This window comes from Mesorhizobium sp. M0016 (assembly GCF_040324035.1).
GTDB lineage: Bacteria > Pseudomonadota > Alphaproteobacteria > Rhizobiales > Rhizobiaceae > Mesorhizobium.
Genome location: NZ_JAMYVM010000001.1, coordinates 533,271 through 548,911, shown reverse-complemented (window position 1 = coordinate 548,911; position 15,641 = coordinate 533,271). Strand labels below are relative to the sequence as shown.

At 64.6% G+C, this 15,641-nt stretch carries 15 protein-coding genes; 9 read left to right on the top strand and 6 right to left on the bottom strand.

Annotated features, from left to right (window positions below; genetic code table 11):
• The first annotated feature begins 76 nt into the window (after positions 1-76).
• From NKJ88_RS02650 to deoA, 6 genes are all read left to right on the top strand, one after another.
• Positions 77-1,609 (top strand): ABC transporter ATP-binding protein, encoded by a 1,533-nt coding sequence (locus NKJ88_RS02650; RefSeq protein ID WP_352443522.1) that lies wholly within the window; start codon positions 77-79, stop codon positions 1,607-1,609.
• Positions 1,606-2,745 (top strand): ABC transporter permease, encoded by a 1,140-nt coding sequence (locus tag NKJ88_RS02645; RefSeq protein ID WP_352443521.1) that lies wholly within the window; start codon positions 1,606-1,608, stop codon positions 2,743-2,745. Before NKJ88_RS02650 ends, NKJ88_RS02645 begins: the two co-directional genes overlap by 4 nt.
• Position 2,746: 1 nt before the next feature.
• Positions 2,747-3,718 (top strand): ABC transporter permease, encoded by a 972-nt coding sequence (locus NKJ88_RS02640; RefSeq protein ID WP_023683182.1) that lies wholly within the window; start codon positions 2,747-2,749, stop codon positions 3,716-3,718.
• Positions 3,719-3,825: 107 nt separating this feature from the next.
• Positions 3,826-4,218, top strand: coding sequence for a cytidine deaminase (cdd, locus tag NKJ88_RS02635; RefSeq protein ID WP_352443520.1), 393 nt, complete (start codon positions 3,826-3,828; stop codon positions 4,216-4,218).
• 12 nt (positions 4,219-4,230) lie between these two features.
• A complete protein-coding gene (locus NKJ88_RS02630) occupies positions 4,231-5,049 on the top strand; it encodes a purine-nucleoside phosphorylase (protein WP_023686468.1) in 819 nt (272 codons plus the stop codon).
• Complete coding sequence (gene deoA, locus NKJ88_RS02625) at positions 5,049-6,368, top strand: thymidine phosphorylase (RefSeq protein WP_023683185.1); 1,320 nt, start codon at positions 5,049-5,051, stop codon at positions 6,366-6,368. Before NKJ88_RS02630 ends, deoA begins: the two co-directional genes overlap by 1 nt.
• 9 nt (positions 6,369-6,377) lie before the next feature.
• Here the strand turns inward: deoA and NKJ88_RS02620 are convergent, their stop codons facing one another.
• The 3 genes from NKJ88_RS02620 to NKJ88_RS02610 form a co-directional block, all read right to left on the bottom strand.
• Positions 6,378-6,941, bottom strand: coding sequence for a TIGR02281 family clan AA aspartic protease (locus NKJ88_RS02620; RefSeq protein ID WP_023695614.1), 564 nt, complete (start codon positions 6,939-6,941; stop codon positions 6,378-6,380).
• Between the two features lie 129 nt (positions 6,942-7,070).
• Positions 7,071-7,700 (bottom strand): uracil phosphoribosyltransferase, encoded by a 630-nt coding sequence (gene upp / locus NKJ88_RS02615; protein ID WP_352443519.1) that lies wholly within the window; start codon positions 7,698-7,700, stop codon positions 7,071-7,073.
• A 121-nt stretch (positions 7,701-7,821) separates the two neighbouring features.
• On the bottom strand, positions 7,822-8,793 hold the full coding sequence (locus tag NKJ88_RS02610) for an adenosine deaminase (protein WP_023825167.1): 972 nt from the start codon (positions 8,791-8,793) through the stop codon (positions 7,822-7,824).
• Between the two features lie 134 nt (positions 8,794-8,927).
• Between NKJ88_RS02610 and ubiE the strand changes: the two genes are divergently transcribed.
• From ubiE to coaBC, 3 genes are all read left to right on the top strand, one after another.
• A complete protein-coding gene (gene ubiE, locus NKJ88_RS02605) occupies positions 8,928-9,704 on the top strand; it encodes a bifunctional demethylmenaquinone methyltransferase/2-methoxy-6-polyprenyl-1,4-benzoquinol methylase UbiE (protein ID WP_023691856.1) in 777 nt (258 codons plus the stop codon).
• Between the two features lie 31 nt (positions 9,705-9,735).
• Positions 9,736-11,310 carry a 2-polyprenylphenol 6-hydroxylase gene (gene ubiB / locus NKJ88_RS02600; protein ID WP_023825169.1) on the top strand — a complete coding sequence of 525 codons (1,575 nt, stop codon included), beginning with the start codon at positions 9,736-9,738 and terminating at the stop codon, positions 11,308-11,310.
• A 67-nt stretch (positions 11,311-11,377) separates the two neighbouring features.
• Positions 11,378-12,844, top strand: coding sequence for a bifunctional phosphopantothenoylcysteine decarboxylase/phosphopantothenate--cysteine ligase CoaBC (gene coaBC, locus NKJ88_RS02595; protein ID WP_023744160.1), 1,467 nt, complete (start codon positions 11,378-11,380; stop codon positions 12,842-12,844).
• 120 nt (positions 12,845-12,964) lie between these two features.
• On the opposite strand, the gene NKJ88_RS02590 is transcribed toward coaBC, so the two are convergent.
• From NKJ88_RS02590 to NKJ88_RS02580, 3 genes are all read right to left on the bottom strand, one after another.
• Entirely contained in the window at positions 12,965-14,401 is a 1,437-nt protein-coding gene (locus NKJ88_RS02590; RefSeq protein ID WP_352443518.1) for an MFS transporter, read from the bottom strand.
• A 193-nt stretch (positions 14,402-14,594) separates the two neighbouring features.
• Positions 14,595-15,074 (bottom strand): DUF992 domain-containing protein, encoded by a 480-nt coding sequence (locus NKJ88_RS02585; RefSeq protein ID WP_352443517.1) that lies wholly within the window; start codon positions 15,072-15,074, stop codon positions 14,595-14,597.
• 89 nt (positions 15,075-15,163) lie between these two features.
• Positions 15,164-15,637, bottom strand: coding sequence for a DUF992 domain-containing protein (locus NKJ88_RS02580; protein ID WP_352443516.1), 474 nt, complete (start codon positions 15,635-15,637; stop codon positions 15,164-15,166).
• Positions 15,638-15,641 lie beyond the last annotated feature (4 nt).

The window sequence follows — 15,641 nt, the reverse complement described above, 5'->3', positions numbered from 1 at the left end:
CGCCAATTGGCACGGGTGGGGCATCATGCTAGGCGTTTTGACCAAGCGATAAAAAAATAAGAGTGGGACAGGCTGCATGGCGCAAGCCGCAATCGAACTGATCGGCATCAACAAGAGTTTTGGCGCCGTTCGCGCCAATCGCGACATCAATCTGGAGATCGCACGCGGCACCATCCACGGCATCGTCGGCGAGAACGGCGCCGGCAAGTCGACGCTGATGTCGATCCTCTACGGCTTCTACCAGGCCGACAGCGGCGAGATCCGTGTCGGCGGCAAGCCAGCGTCGATCAAGACCTCCAACGACGCCATCGCGCTCGGCATCGGCATGGTGCACCAGCACTTCATGCTGGTCGACAATTTCACCGTGCTGGAAAACATCATCCTCGGCGCCGAAAGCGATGCGCTGTTGAAAAAGAGCATCGCCAAGGCGCGCTCCGAACTGGAGCGGCTCGAGCGCGAATACGGGCTGGAAGTCGATCCCGACGCCATCATCGAGGAATTGCCGGTCGGCCTGCAGCAGCGTGTCGAAATCCTGAAGGCGCTTTATCGCGGCGCCGAAATCCTGATTCTCGACGAGCCGACGGGCGTGTTGACGCCGGCCGAGGCCGACCATCTGTTTCGCATCCTCAGGCAATTGAAGGACCAGGGGAAAACGGTGGTGCTGATCACCCACAAGCTGCGCGAGATCATGGCCATCACCGACAATGTCTCGGTCATGCGCCAGGGCACGATGGTGGCGACGCGCGAGACCAGCAAGACGACAGTCGGCGAACTGGCCGAACTGATGGTCGGGCGGCGCGTGCTGCTGAGGGTCGAAAAGGGCGAGACGGAGGCCGGCGCGGTCAAGCTCGCCGTCAAGAACCTGACGGTGAAAGACCAGCGCGGCGTCATCATGGTCGACGACATCTCCTTCGATATCCGCGCCGGCGAGATCGTCGGCATTGCCGGTGTCGCCGGCAACGGCCAGTCCGAACTGATCGAGGCGATTTCCGGCATCAGGCGCGCGGTTTCCGGCTCGGTGATGCTCGATGGCAAGCCGATAGACCTGACCGGGGCCGCCGATCCCGGCGAGTTGCGCGACCGTGGGCTCGCCCATGTGCCGGAGGACCGCCATCATGTCGGCCTGGTGCTGGCCTTCGAGGAGAACGAGAATTCGATCCTCGGCTACCATGACGACCCGCGCTACCTGAAAGGGCCGTTCCTCAACATCGACGCCATCATGGCTGATGCCAAGGACAAGATCGAGAAATATGACATCCGGCCCGGCAATCCGCGTCTGAAAACGGCGAATTTCTCCGGCGGCAACCAGCAGAAGATCGTGCTGGCGCGAGAAATGGAGCAGGACCCCGGTGTTCTGATCGTCGGCCAGCCGACACGCGGCGTCGATGTCGGCGCCATAGAATTCATCCACAAGCGGCTGATTGCCATGCGCGACCAGGGCAAGGCGGTGCTGGTGGTGTCGGTCGAGCTCGACGAGATCCGTTCGCTGTCCGACCGCATCCTGGTGATGTTTGCCGGGCGCATCGTCGGCGAACGTGGCCCCGAGGCGACCGAAGGCGAGCTTGGCCTGCTGATGGCAGGCGTCGATCGCCAGGAGGCGGCAGAGTGAGCACGCCTTACGCCAAGCTGCCGGCCTGGGCCGATTATGGGCTGATCCCGCTGATCAATCTGTCGGTGGCCTTCATCGTTGCCGGTTTCGTCGTCATGCTGGTCGGCGAAAACCCGTTTCGTGCCGCCGTCATCCTGGTCGAGGGCGCTTTCGGCAAGGGAACCGGCATTGCCTTCACGCTGTTCTATGCCACCACCTTCATCTTCACCGGCCTGTCAGTGGCGGTGGCCGCACATTGCGGCCTGTTCAACATCGGGACCGAGGGCCAGGCCTATATTGCCGGCCTTGGCGTGGGCGTGGTCTGCCTCGCCTTCGACACTGTGCTGCCGTGGTGGCTGACCTTTCCGCTGGCGATCGTCGCCGGAGCCGCCGTCGGTGCGCTGTGGGCGCTGATTCCGGCCTATCTGCAGGCCAAGCGCGGGTCGCACATCGTCATCACCACCATCATGTTCAACTTCATCGCGGCCTCGATCATGGTCTATCTCCTGGTCGGGCCATTGAAGCCGGCGGCGTCGCAGGCACCGCAGACGCGCAACTTCCTCGCCGGGGCCGAGCTGCCGAAGCTCAACTGGATCATCGAACTGTTCGGCGCCAAGATCCGCTCGGCGCCGTTCAACATCTGCTTCCTGCTGGCGCTGCTCATGGCATTCCTGGTCTGGCTGCTGATCTGGCGCACCAAGCTCGGCTACGAGATGCGCACCTATGGCCACAGCCCGAAAGCGGCGCGCTATGCCGGCATTTCGGAGACCCGCATCATCATCGTCGCGATGATGATTTCGGGCGCGCTGGCCGGCATGATGACGCTGAACCCGGTGATGGGCGACCAGCACAATGTGGCGATCGATTTCGTCTCCGGCGCCGGCTTCGTCGGCATCGCCGTGGCGCTGATGGGCCGACTGCATCCGGTCGGCATCGTGCTGGCGGCGATCCTGTTCGGCATGCTCTACCAGGGCGGCGCCGAACTTGCCTTCGAAATGCCGGCGATTTCCCGCGACATGATCGTCATCATCCAAGGCCTGGTCATCCTGTTTGCCGGTGCGCTGGAGCACATGTTCCGGCCCTACGTCCAGGCGCTGTTCGCCTCGTTCAGTCCAAGGTCGGTCGGCATCGAAGCGGTCAAAGGGAAGGGCGCCTGAGATGGACGTCTTCATCGCCATCGTGCAGATCCTGGACTCGACCATACGCCTGTCGGTGCCGCTGCTACTCGCTTGCCTCGCCGGCCTCTATTCGGAACGCGCCGGCGTTTTCGACATCGGGCTGGAAGGCAAGATGCTGGTCGGCGCCTTTGCAGGTGCGGCCGCCGCTTCGGTCTTCCATTCGGCCTTCCTCGGTCTCGGCATGGCGATCGTGATGTCGGTCGCCTTTGCCCTGGTGCACGGCTTCGCCTCGATCACCCATCGCGGCAACCAGATCGTCTCCGGTGTGGCCATCAACTTCGTCGCCGCCGGCTCGACCATCATTCTGGGCCAAGCCTGGTTCCAGCAGGGCGGGCGCACGCCGGCGCTGCAGCCGGGCGAGCGTTTCGAGGCCATCACTCTGCCTGGTGCTGCCGCGATCCACGACGTGCCGATCATAGGGCCGATCTATTCCGAGCTGCTCTCTGGCCATTCGATCCTGGTCTATCTCGCTTTCGCCATGGTGCCGTTCACCTGGTGGGTGTTGTTTCGCACCCGCTTCGGCCTGCGCCTACGCGCCGTCGGCGAGAACCCGGCCGCCGTCGACACCGCCGGCATCTCGGTCGCCTGGCTGCGCTACCGGGCCCTGATCTGCACCGGTGTGCTGACCGGCATTGCCGGCGCCTACCTCTCGATGGTGCAGAATGGCGGCTTCGTGAAGGACATGACCGCGGGCAAGGGGTACATCGCACTGGCGGCGCTGATCTTTGCCAAATGGCGACCGGTGAACGCCATGTTCGCCTGTCTTCTGTTCGGCTTCCTCGACGCGGCGGCGATCCGCCTGCAGGGTTCGCCGCTGCCGTTGATCGGCAAGGTGCCGGTGCAGTTCATGCAGGCGCTGCCCTATGTGCTGACCGTGATCCTGCTTGCCGGCTTCATCGGCAAGGCGATCCCGCCGCGCGCCGGCGGCGTGCCGTATGTCAAGGAACGTTGATCCGGGCGCCCAGGAGCACTGAGTCGAGCATGCGGCTGGTGCTCGAAAGGCGCCACGAAAACGCAAAGCGCCGGGTTTTGACCACGATCGTCGGAGAGAACACCTGAATGTCGCATGATCTGTTCGAAGCCGCGCAGGAGGCCATGGCCAAGGCCTACGCGCCCTATTCGAAGTTTCCGGTGGGTGCGGCGTTGCGCACCGAAGACGGCCTTGTCTTCACCGGCGCCAACATCGAGGTCGCGTCCTATCCGGAAGGCTGGTGCGCCGAGACCACGGCGCTCGGCCATTACATCATGGGCGGCGGCGGCAAGATCGTCGAGATCGCCGTCATTGCCTCGCGCATGGCCAAATGCTCGCCCTGTGGCGGCTGCCGGCAAAGGCTGGCGGAGTTCTGCCGGCCGGACACGAAGCTCTATCTTTGCGACAACACCGGCGTGGTCGAGACCGTGACGATGGGCGACATGCTGCCCTACGGGTTTCGTGGCGACATTTTGAAGTGAGAGTTGGCTGATATGAAGGAAGCTCTGGACCACCTCGTCGAAAGGCTGGACGGGTTAGCGCCGACAACGGCGATGGTGCTGGGGTCGGGCCTTGGCGGGCTTGTCGACCAGGTCGAGAATGCCGTGCGCATCTCTTATGCCGACCTGCCGGGTTTCCCCCGCAGCGGGGTGACTGGCCATGCCGGCGAGGTGGTCGCGGGGCTTTTCGCCGGCACGCCGGTGCTGATGCTGTCCGGCCGCGCCCATTATTACGAGCACGGCGTTGCTGCTGCAATGCGGCCGGCGCTGGAGGTGCTTGCCGGCATCGGCATCACCAAGCTGATCCTTACCAATGCCGCCGGCTCGGTCGATCCCGACATGCTGCCAGGATCGGTGATGCTGATCACCGATCACATCAATTTCTCCGGCTCCAACCCGCTGATCGGCGAACCGAGCGACCGCCGCTTCGTCGGCCTGACCGAAGCCTATGATGCCGGCTTGCGCGCGGCGATCGAACGGGCGGCGAAGGCGACAGGGACGGCGCTGCACAAGGGCGTCTATATGTGGTTTTCCGGTCCGTGTTTCGAAACCCCTGCTGAAATCCGCATGGCGCGCGTCATGGGCGCCAATGCGGTAGGGATGTCGACCGTGCCGGAGGTCATTCTCGCCCGCTTCCTTGGGCTTCGCGTAGCCGCCTGTTCGGTGATCACCAATCTCGCCGCCGGGATGACCGGGGCGGAACTGTCGCACCAGGAGACCAAGGACATGGCGCCGATCGGCGGCGCACGGCTGGCGACGATCCTTGCGCATGTGTTCCAGGATGGGTTGCCGGAGCCGAAGGGCGCTGCCTGATGCTTCCGCAGGAAATCATCCGCCGCAAGCGCGACGGCCAGAAACTGTCCCCGCAGGAGATCTCGGCCTTCGTCGCGGGCGTGACTTCGGGCAGCGTCTCGGACGGCCAGGTCGGCGCCTTCGCCATGGCCGTGTTCTTCAACGGCATGAACCGCGACGAGGCGGTGGCGCTGACACTGGCAATGCGCGATTCCGGCGATGTGCTCGACTGGTCGGACCTGCCGGGTCCGGTCACCGACAAACATTCGACCGGCGGCGTCGGCGACAATGTCTCGCTGATGCTGGCGCCGATCGTCGCCGCTTGCGGCGCCTATGTGCCGATGATCTCCGGCAGGGGCCTTGGGCATACCGGCGGCACGCTGGACAAGATGGATGCCATCCCAGGCTATATCAGCCAGCCGGATATCGCGCGCTTCCGCAAGACGGTGCTCGAGACCGGCTGTGCCATCATCGGCCAGACCGCCGATCTCGCGCCCGCCGACCGTCGCCTCTATGCGATCCGCGATGTGACCGGAACGGTGGAATCGGTGCCGCTGATCACTGCCTCTATCCTGTCGAAGAAACTCGCGGCCGGCCTGCGGTCGCTGGTGCTCGACGTCAAGGTCGGCAATGGCGCCTTCATGGAGAAGTCGCGCGACGCGACAGCACTGGCCAACAGCCTAGTCGAGATCGCCAACGGCGCCGGCCTGAAGGCCTCGGCGCTGGTCACCGGTATGAACGAGCCGCTGGCGTCGGCGGCCGGCAACGCGGTCGAGGTGCGCAACGCCGTCGATTTCCTCACCGGAAGGTTCCGCGACAAGCGACTGGAGGATGTGACGCTGGCGCTGGCCGCCGAAATGCTGCAATCGGCAGGGCTGGCGTCGTCCAATCAGGACGGTCTCAGGCGCGCGGCCGAGACGCTGGCCGGCGGCCGCGCGGCAGCCGCCTTCGCGCGTATGGTCGCAGCCCTTGGCGGTCCCGCCGATTTCGTCGAGAAGCCGGAAAAATACCTGCCGAAAGCGGCGGTGGAGTTTGCGGTCAAGGCGACAGGCAACGGTTTTGCCACCGCTATTGCCACCCGCGATATCGGCCTTGCTGTGGTCGGGCTCGGTGGCGGGCGCACGCGGCCGGACGACAGGATCGACCATGCGGTCGGCATCACCAGGCTGCTGCCGCTCGGCGCCGAGGTGCGGGCCGGCGAGCCGCTGGCGCTGGTCCACGCCCGCACGCAAGTGGAGGCCGAAGCGGCCGCAGCCGCCGTGCTTTCGGCCTATACGATCGGGGCGTCGAAACCAGCCGCCGACAAGACTGTCATCCGGCGCGTGCTGCCGCGCGGGTAGCGGAACGCGCTACTGCACCAGCAACAGTGTGCCGTTTTCGACCTGGTATTTTGCCAGCCGCTGCAAAAAGCTCATGCCAATGAGGTTGGTGCGCAGAGCCTTGTCGTCGAGCACTACCGCCTGGACGTTGTCGACGCTGATCTTGCCGATCTGCAGGCGATCGATGTTGACCACGGCGGCCCTGATCGCGCCATTGGCGGTGTTGACCTGCTGGTTGAAGTCCGACGGGTTGAGCGAGATGCCGATGCGGCGCGCCGTCGAGGTGTTGATGGCGACCAAAGTGGCGCCGGTGTCGATCATGCCGTCGACCTGGCGGCCGTTGAGCTTGAAGGCGGAGGTGAAATGGCCGCGCTCGTCGGCCGCCACCAGGACCTTGCGACCGGTGGGCAGCGGTGCGGCCGGCTTGCCGGGAACCGAGGCCATGTTCAGTTCGGGCTGAGGCTGCGCGGACGGCTTGCCGGCGACGGTCGACTTCAACAGGTTGTCGAGAATCTGCGGATTCGACTGATAGACGATCGGGATCGATGCCGACGTTCCGGCGAACACGCCCAGAATGACAAGCTTGCGCAGCATGAATGGACCTTCGTGAAGGCCCATTCTTGCCCACGTATGATGTGTGCCGCTTTAACGCCAACCCGAAACCGCGGCTTTGCGTAAACGGGCGGTAAACGACTGGATGTCAGCTGGCCTTGCCAGCCGCCGTCATTTGGTTCCGTACATGCGGTCGCCGGCATCGCCGAGGCCGGGCATGATGTAGCCCTTCTCGTTGAGCTGGCGGTCGATGGAAGCGGTAAAGACCGGGACATCCGAATGCGCCTTGGTGAAGCGCTCGATGCCTTCTGGCGCCGCCAGCAGGCAAAGGAAACGGATGTTGGTGGCTCCGCGCTCCTTCAGCTTGTCGATGGCCGCGATGGCCGAGTTCGCGGTCGCCAGCATCGGATCGACGACGATCACCAGCCGGTCGGCGAGATCGCTCGGCGCCTTGAAGAAATATTCCACCGCCTCCAGCGTTTCGTGATCGCGGTAGAGGCCGACATGCGCGACGCGGGCCGCCGGGACCAGGTCGAGCAGGCCTTCGAGCAGGCCATTGCCGGCGCGCAGCACCGAGGCGAAGACCAGCTTCTTGCCCTCCAGCGTCGGCGCTTCCATGGTTTCCATCGGCGTTTCGATGGTCGTCGTCGTCAGTTCGAGGTTGCGGGTGACCTCGTAGCCGAGCAGGAGCGAGATCTCGCGCAGCAGCCGCCGGAAACCAGCGGTCGACGTCTCCTTCTTGCGCATGATGGTGAGCTTGTGCTGGACAAGCGGGTGGTCGACGACGGTGACGCCCTGCATGGGTTGCTCCAGTGAATGGTGAATAGTGAATAGTGAATAGTGAGCAGGTTTGCGAGTCCCGATGGATCGATCATTGCCGTTGACAGGCCGAACCGCCGGCAAACCAATCACCAGTCACCAGTCACCTCTTCGCATCGAGCCGGGCAAGCAGCGCGCTTTTCGTCTTCCTGTCGACGAAAGCCGCTTCGATCGCCGTCCTGGTGACGGCGGTCAAAGCTTTTTCATTCATGGAGAAATGCTCGGCGGCGATGTCGTATTCGCGCTTCAGCGAGGTCCAGAAATAGGGTGGGTCGTCGGAGTTCAGCGTCACCTTGCAGCCGGCTGCCTGCAGCGCAGGGAAAGGGTGATCGGCGAAACTGTCGTAGACCTTGAGCGCGATGTTGGAGCCGGGGCAGCATTCCAGCACGATGCCCTCATCGGCGATGCGCCGCACCAGATCGGGGTTTTCGATGGCGCGCACGCCATGGCCGATGCGCGACGGGCGGATATGGTCGAGTGCGGCCTGCACCGTCTCCCATCCGGTCAGCTCGCCGGCATGGATGGTGATGCCGAGGCCGGCTTCGCGGGCGATCTCGAAGGCCCTGACATAATCCTCCATCTCGCCCATGCGCTCGTCGCCGGCGACGCCGAAGCCGGTGACCAGCGGATTTCCGCAGCGCGCCGCAAAGCGCGCCGCCTGCTCGATCGACTCGACGCCGACATGGCGTACGCCGGTGACGATCATGCGGCCCTCGATGCCGGTCTTGGCTTTGGCGCGCAGCATGCCTTCGCCGAGCGCATCGGTATAGGCCTTGGGCGACAGGCCGGCCCTGACGGCATGGTCGGGCGAGGTGAAGACCTCGGAATAGATGGCGCCGTCGCGGGCAAGGCTGGTCAGATAATGGTCGGCGAGGCGGGCATAATCCTCCTCGGAGCGGAACAGGTCGGCGGAAAAGTCGTAAGCCGCGAGGAAAGAGGTGAAGTCGTGCCAGACGAACGAGCCGTTCTGGATATAAAGCGAGGTGTCCTTGCCGTATTTCTGCGCCTGGCGGACGACGAGTTCGGGCGCCGCTGCCCCCTCGATGTGGCAGTGCAGTTCCGCTTTCAAAGGCATGCAGTTATCCCGTCTCATCAGTCCAGGCCGTAAAGCCCACCACCTGGAAGCGCGGCCGAACACCGCGCCTTAAACAATAGCGCCCGCACCATCGATCGGCTATGGTCCCGCCGGTTTTATGACGGATCAAAATAATGTCAGTTGAGAGAACCACGGCCGCGGGCGGCATGGAAACCTCCTATGGTTTCAAGAAGGTAGGGCCAGGCGACAAGCAGCCTCTGGTCAATGAGGTTTTCCACAAGGTGGCGAACCGCTACGACCTGATGAACGACCTGATGTCGGCCGGGCTGCACCGGCTGTGGAAGGATGCCATGGTGACATGGCTCAATCCGCCGAAACGTCCGGGCTGGAAAGTGCTTGACGTGGCGGGCGGCACCGGCGACATCGCCTTCCGCATTGTAGACGCCAGCCATGGCAACACGCATGCCACGGTGCTCGACATCAACGGCTCGATGCTTAGCGTCGGCCGTGACCGCGCGGAGAAAAAGGGCCTGTCCGGCAACACCGATTTCGTCGAGGCCAATGCCGAGGAACTGCCTTTCACCGATAGCACCTTTGACGCCTACACCATCGCATTCGGCATCCGCAACGTGCCGCGCATCGATGTCGCGCTGACGGAAGCCTTTCGCGTGCTGAAGCCCGGCGGACGGTTCCTGTGCCTGGAGTTTTCCGAGGTCGAGATGCCGCTGCTGGACAAGGTCTACGAAGCCTGGTCGTTCAACGCCATTCCGCAGATCGGCAAGATGGTGACGGGCGAGGGCGAACCCTATTCCTACCTGGTCGAATCGATCCGCAAATTTCCCAATCAGCAGAACTTTGCTGCCATGATCACCCGCGCGGGCTTCGAGCGCGTGTCGTTCCGCAACTATTCCGGCGGCATCGCAGCGCTTCATTCGGGCTGGAAGCTTTGAGGCCGGACAGTTTGCAGCAGCAGGGTAGACGATGAGCAGCGTCGGCGCCGCCTTTCGGCTCGCACGGGCCGGCTGGGTGTTGGTCCGCGAGGGCGTGATCGCAGCACTGCCGGGCGACGAACTCAGCGGCCTGCCGAAATTCGGCTGGCGCATGGCGCGGCTGTTTACCCGCCGCCGCGCGCTCGCTTATGAGCGCAGCGACCGGCTGGCCAAGGCGGTGGTCCGGCTCGGACCCTCCTACGTCAAACTCGGCCAGTTCCTGGCGACGCGGCCTGATGTCGTCGGCAACGACATGGCGCTCGACCTCGCCATGCTGCAGGACAAGATGCACACTTTTTCGCAGGCGGAAGCGGTGGCGGCGATCGAGGGCTCGCTCGGGCGCAAGATCGGCGAACTCTATACGCAGTTCGGCGGGCCGGTCGCGGCGGCCTCCATCGCCCAGGTTCATCCCGCGCAAGCCATGCATGACGGTGTCGATATCAAGGTGGCGGTGAAGGTGATCCGGCCTGGCGTGCGCCGCCGCTTCTTCCAGGATCTCGAAAGCTATTTCCTCGCCGCCCGGCTGCAGGAGAAATACATCCCGTCGTCGCGCCGGCTGCGGCCGGTCGAGGTGACCGAGACGCTGGCGCAGACCACCAAGATCGAGATGGATCTTCGCCTCGAGGCGGCCGCACTTTCGGAACTGGGCGAAAACACCAAGGACGATCCGGGCTTCCGCGTGCCGTCGGTCGACTGGGAGCGCACCGGGCGCGATGTGCTGACCATGGAATGGGTCGACGGCGTCAAGATGAACGACATCGCCGGCCTCGCGGCGGCGGGGCACGATCTGAAGGCGATCGCCACCAACCTGATCCAGTCGTTCCTGCGTCACACGCTGCGCGACGGCTTCTTCCATGCCGACATGCATCCAGGCAATCTGTTCGTCGAGGCCAATGGCAATATCGTCGCCGTCGATCTCGGCATTGCCGGACGGCTCGGCAAGAAGGAGCGCCGGTTCCTCGCCGAAATCCTCTACGGCTTCATCACGCGCGACTATCTGCGCGTCGCCGAGGTGCATTTCGAGGCCGGCTACGTGCCGCGTCAGCACAATGTCGCGGCTTTCGCGCAGGCGATCCGCGCCATCGGCGAGCCGATCCATGGCCAGCCGGCTGAAACCATCTCGATGGCGAAGCTTCTGACGCTGCTCTTCGAGGTCACCGAACTGTTCGATATGGCCACGCGGTCGGAACTGATCCTGTTGCAGAAGACCATGGTGGTGGTCGAAGGCGTCGCGCGCACGCTCGACCCGGCCTTCAACATGTGGAAGACGGCCGAGCCGGTGGTCGGCCAGTGGATCGCCGGCAATCTCGGCCCGAGCGGCCTGCTGATGGACGCGCGCGACGGCGCCAAGGCGCTGCTGGCGCTGGCCCGCCAAGCGCCCGATCTTGCCGCCCGCACCGAACGGCTGTCGCGCGAGATCGATTTTATGGCCGAACACGGCCTGCGCTTCGACGAAGCGACATCGCGCGCCATCGGTAAGGCCGAAGCCCGTTACACCCGCTCGGGCCGGCTGGCGCTGTGGGTGATCGCGCTGACGCTGGTTTACATCGCGTGGAAGCTGCTCTGATCGCTTGCAACGCTAGCAACGGTGGTGCTAGCGTTGCAGTCGCGCTATTGATGTCGCGGAGCAAGTCATGGGCACCATTACTGTCCGCAATCTAGCTGACGACGTGAAGCAGAAATTGCGTGAGCGCGCTGCGGCGCGCGGGGTGTCGATGGAGGAAGAGGCGCGTGATGCGCTTGCCAAAAGCGTGCTGTCGGCGGAAGCCGGCATGCCCGAGAGCGAAACCCTCTATGCAACAATCCGCCGCTTGGTTGAGCCTCATGGAGGTTTTGACATCGATCTGCCCGAGCGAGGTCAATCCACAAAAACGCACAAAACCCTCGACGGCAAGCGCATCCTGCTGATCATCGGCGGCGGCATCGCCGCCTACAAGGCGCTGGACCTGATCCGCCGGCTGCGCGAGCGCGGTGCGGCGGTGCGCGTCGTGATGACATCGGCGGCGCAGGAGTTCGTCACCACGCTTTCGGTCGGCGCGCTTTCGGCCGACCATGTCTTCAGCGAATTGTTCGACCGCAATGACGAGCACGATGTCGGCCATATCCGCCTGTCGCGCGAGGCCGACCTTCTGGTAGTGGCGCCGGCCACTGCCGATCTGATGGCCAAGCTCGCCAACGGCCATGCCAACGATCTGGCCTCGACGGTGCTGCTCGCCACCGACAAGAAGGTGCTGATGGCGCCGGCGATGAACCCGAAAATGTGGTCGCATGCCGCGACGAGCCGCAACCGGGCGACGCTCGCCAAGGATGGCATCGCCTTCGTCGGCCCGGCCAAGGGCGAGATGGCGGAAAGCAACGAGGCGGGCGAGGGCCGCATGGCCGAGCCGCTGGAGATCGTGGCAGTGATCGAGGCACTGCTCGACAGCAGGCCGAAGCCGCTGGCCGGCCGCAGGATCATCGTCACCTCGGGGCCGACGCATGAGCCGATCGACCCGGTGCGCTACATCGCCAACCGCTCTTCGGGCAAGCAGGGCCATGCGATTGCGGCAGCGCTGGCAAGACTGGGCGCGGATGTACGCCTGGTCTCCGGTCCGGTTGGCATTGCCGATCCGGCCGGCGTTGTGACGACGCATGTGGAGACCGCGGCCGAGATGAAAGCGGCCGTCGAACAGTTGTTGCCGGCGGACGCCGCGGTCTTCGTAGCTGCCGTCGCCGACTGGCGCACCGCTGGCACGGCCGGCGAGAAGATCAAGAAGGTGGCGGGCCAGGGCCCACCGGCGCTGCAAATGGTCGAAAACCCCGACATTCTCGCCAGCGTCGGTCATCACGGGCAACGCCCGGGGCTGGTTGTCGGCTTCGCCGCCGAGACGCAGGACCTGATTGCCAATGCCGAGGCCAAGCTGAAGAAGAAGGGCGCCGATTTCATTGTCGCCAACGATGTCTCGCATGAAAGCGGCGTCGGCCCCACCGGCGTCATGGGCGGCGACCGCAACAAGGTGCGCATCGTCTCGAAGGACGGCGTCGAGGAATGGCCTGAGATGGGCAAGGACGAGGTGGCGGCGCGGCTCGCCGCGCTCATCGCCGAGCGTTTGCAAGCCTGAGCGGCCGCCGGTTCCGCAATCGGGCAGGCCATGGTCTTGCAGGCAGCCTTGTGGCCGAGGGCATTTGACGCCGACAGCGCCGGCGGAATGCTGTCGCCAAATTCTCGATCCGCCGTGCCCTCAGCCTGTCGCCAATTGCGGCCGGCGTGCCGCCAAAGCCATTTTCAACGCCGCCAGGCAACCCACAATGCCAAGTGGCACGAAGGCCAGGTACAGCCAGCCGGCGACGTGCGCTGCTGCCTCGCGGTTCAGCCCGTCCGAAAAGCCGCTGGCATTGGCGATGATGCCGGCCATGGCGGCGCCCACGGCGTAGCCGATGCGCTGCATGGTCGGCACGGCGGCCGAGGCGATCGTCTGCTCGCCGTCGCGGGCCGAGGCAACGATGATGCGGGTCAGGAAGGGCCATGACACGCCGAAGCCACCGCCTTGCAACAAAGCGCAGAGCAGGATCACCGGGATCGAGCCGGCGGGGATGGCATAGGCGAAACCGGCGAGGCCGGCTGCAATCATCAGCGCGCCGATGACGAGGATCTGCCGTTCGCGCTGCAGCGGCGCATTAGCGACGGCGATCGACAGGATTGACCAGGCGATCGATTCGGCGGCGATGATGTAGCCTGTGGTCAGGATCGGGATGCCGTGCAGCGTGGTAAGCAGAAGCGGCCCGTAGATGGAAAAAGAGACTGTCGCCACCGAGAAGGCGGCAACCATGCTCATGCCGCTGCCGACCGGCGAGCGCCATGAGAACAGGCCCGACGGGAACAGCCGCGATTGCGGCTTCATGGCGTCGACGAAAACGAACAGCGCCAGGCCGGCGAGGCCGAGGACCAGCAGCAGCGACGATCGAAGCAAGGCGACGTCGACGCCTGCGGTGGCGATCAGCACGACGGCGATGGCGAGGCAGCCAAGTGCTGCAAAGGGGAAGGGCGGCGATGTGCCGGCGGCGGCTTGCGGCTTCGCCGCTTCCGGCGTGTTCAGGACGATGAAGCTTGCCGATGCCATGGCGATGCCACCCAGCACGAAGACGCCGAAGGCCCAGCGCCAGGACAGGAGCTCGACCATGATCGCGCCGAGCATCGGGCCGCTGAAGGCGGCGACGCCCCAGATCGCCGACATGATGCCGAACAGCTGTGGCCAGATGCTGCGGTTAAACAGCCGCTCGACCGAGACGAAGGCCAGCGACACCAGCGCACCGCCGCCGAGACCCTCGACCAGACGGCCGCCAAGAAACACCGGCATGGACGGCGCGGTGGCGCAGATCAGTGCGCCCACGGCATAGAGCAGGGCGGCGACCGTGACGTTGGAGCGTAGAGCGACATAGCTGACCAGCCGCCCGGCCGCTGCGCCGGCGACAATGGCGCCGAGCTCGTAGACGGCCAGCGACCAGCCGACGAACTGCACACCGGCGAGGTCCCCGACCATGGCCGGCATGACCGTCGCCACCATCGTCTCGTTGGTGGCGTGCAGCAGGATGCCGAGGCTGATGAAGCAGAAGCGCGCGAGGTCGCCGCTTGCCCACAATGCCCGCCAGTCGACCTTGTTGCTGGTGATTCCAGTCATTCTTTTACCCTGCCTTTGCATATCTCGATGCCGGCGCATGGCGCCAGAAGCCAGTCGGGCTTTCCGGCGGGGCCATGCGCGCTGTTTCAGTCAGGCGAGTTGTAAAACCTCAAGCGCAGTTGAGCTCAAGTGGCTTTTTATCGAAGTGCAAACGGTCGAGATTGGCCGGAAGCCTCTCCGCTTGATGCGCCGGTCAGTTCTCAATGCTGCGCAGCTGAAACTGGCTGACGCCGATCGCAATGTTGATACCGGTCTGCGTCTGCAGGCTGAGCGGCTGCAGGGTGAAGGCCTGCGAGGAGCCGCCGACCAGGAGATTGGCGCCGGCGCCGACCGCCGCGGTCACTTCGGCGCTGGCGCCGATATAGTCGCCGGCCAACGCGCCGGGCGCATAGATGTTCCTCAGCGGCGCCAGCACCAGCCATTGCATGACGGTCTGCTTGGTGGTGCCGATGTCGAGCCCGTATTTGTTGACGGCGCCGAAATAGGCTTCCGGCGAAAAGCTCTTGTCGGCCGGCGTGAAGGTGCAGCTCAGATCCTTGCTGGAGCCGAAAACGAAGCCGGTGCCGCCGCCGATGGCGCAATCGAGCACACCGAGTTCGATGCCCTGGTCTTGCGCTTGGGCCTGGGCGGTACAGATGATGGTGATAGCGGCGGCGATGGCTGGTTTCAGCACGGCGGATCCCCCAAAAAGCATACGGCGCGAAACAGTAACCTGTTCCGCGCCGCGCGTAGAGGGATCAGTCGATCCTTATTTGCCGATGCTTATTTGAACGAGTGGATCAGCTCCAGGGAGGTCACGGCGACCGCTACATTGACGCCGGTCTGCGCCTGGACGCTGAGCGGCTCCAGCACAAAGGCGCCGTCGAGCCCGCCGACCAGTAGATTGGCGCCGCCGCCGGTCACCACGCTCGCCTCGGCGTTGACGCCGTAATAATGGCCGGCAAGGTCGCCCTCGTCATGGCCGCGGGTGGCGGCCAGAACCGCCCACACCAGCTGGCCCTGATGCGTCTGGCCGAGATCGACGCCGAGCTTGGAGATCATCCCCGTGTATTTCTCGGACGGCCCATGGTGATAAGGACGGAACGTGCAGTCGACGCCCTTGTTCGACGTGACGACGTAACCGACGCCGCCGTCGATGGTGCAATCGAGCGTGCCGAGCTGAAGCTTGCCGGCGCTGGCGGGAACGGCAAGCAGCGTCGTGGCAAGTGCCGCGGCACAGATGATTTTCTTGATCATGGGT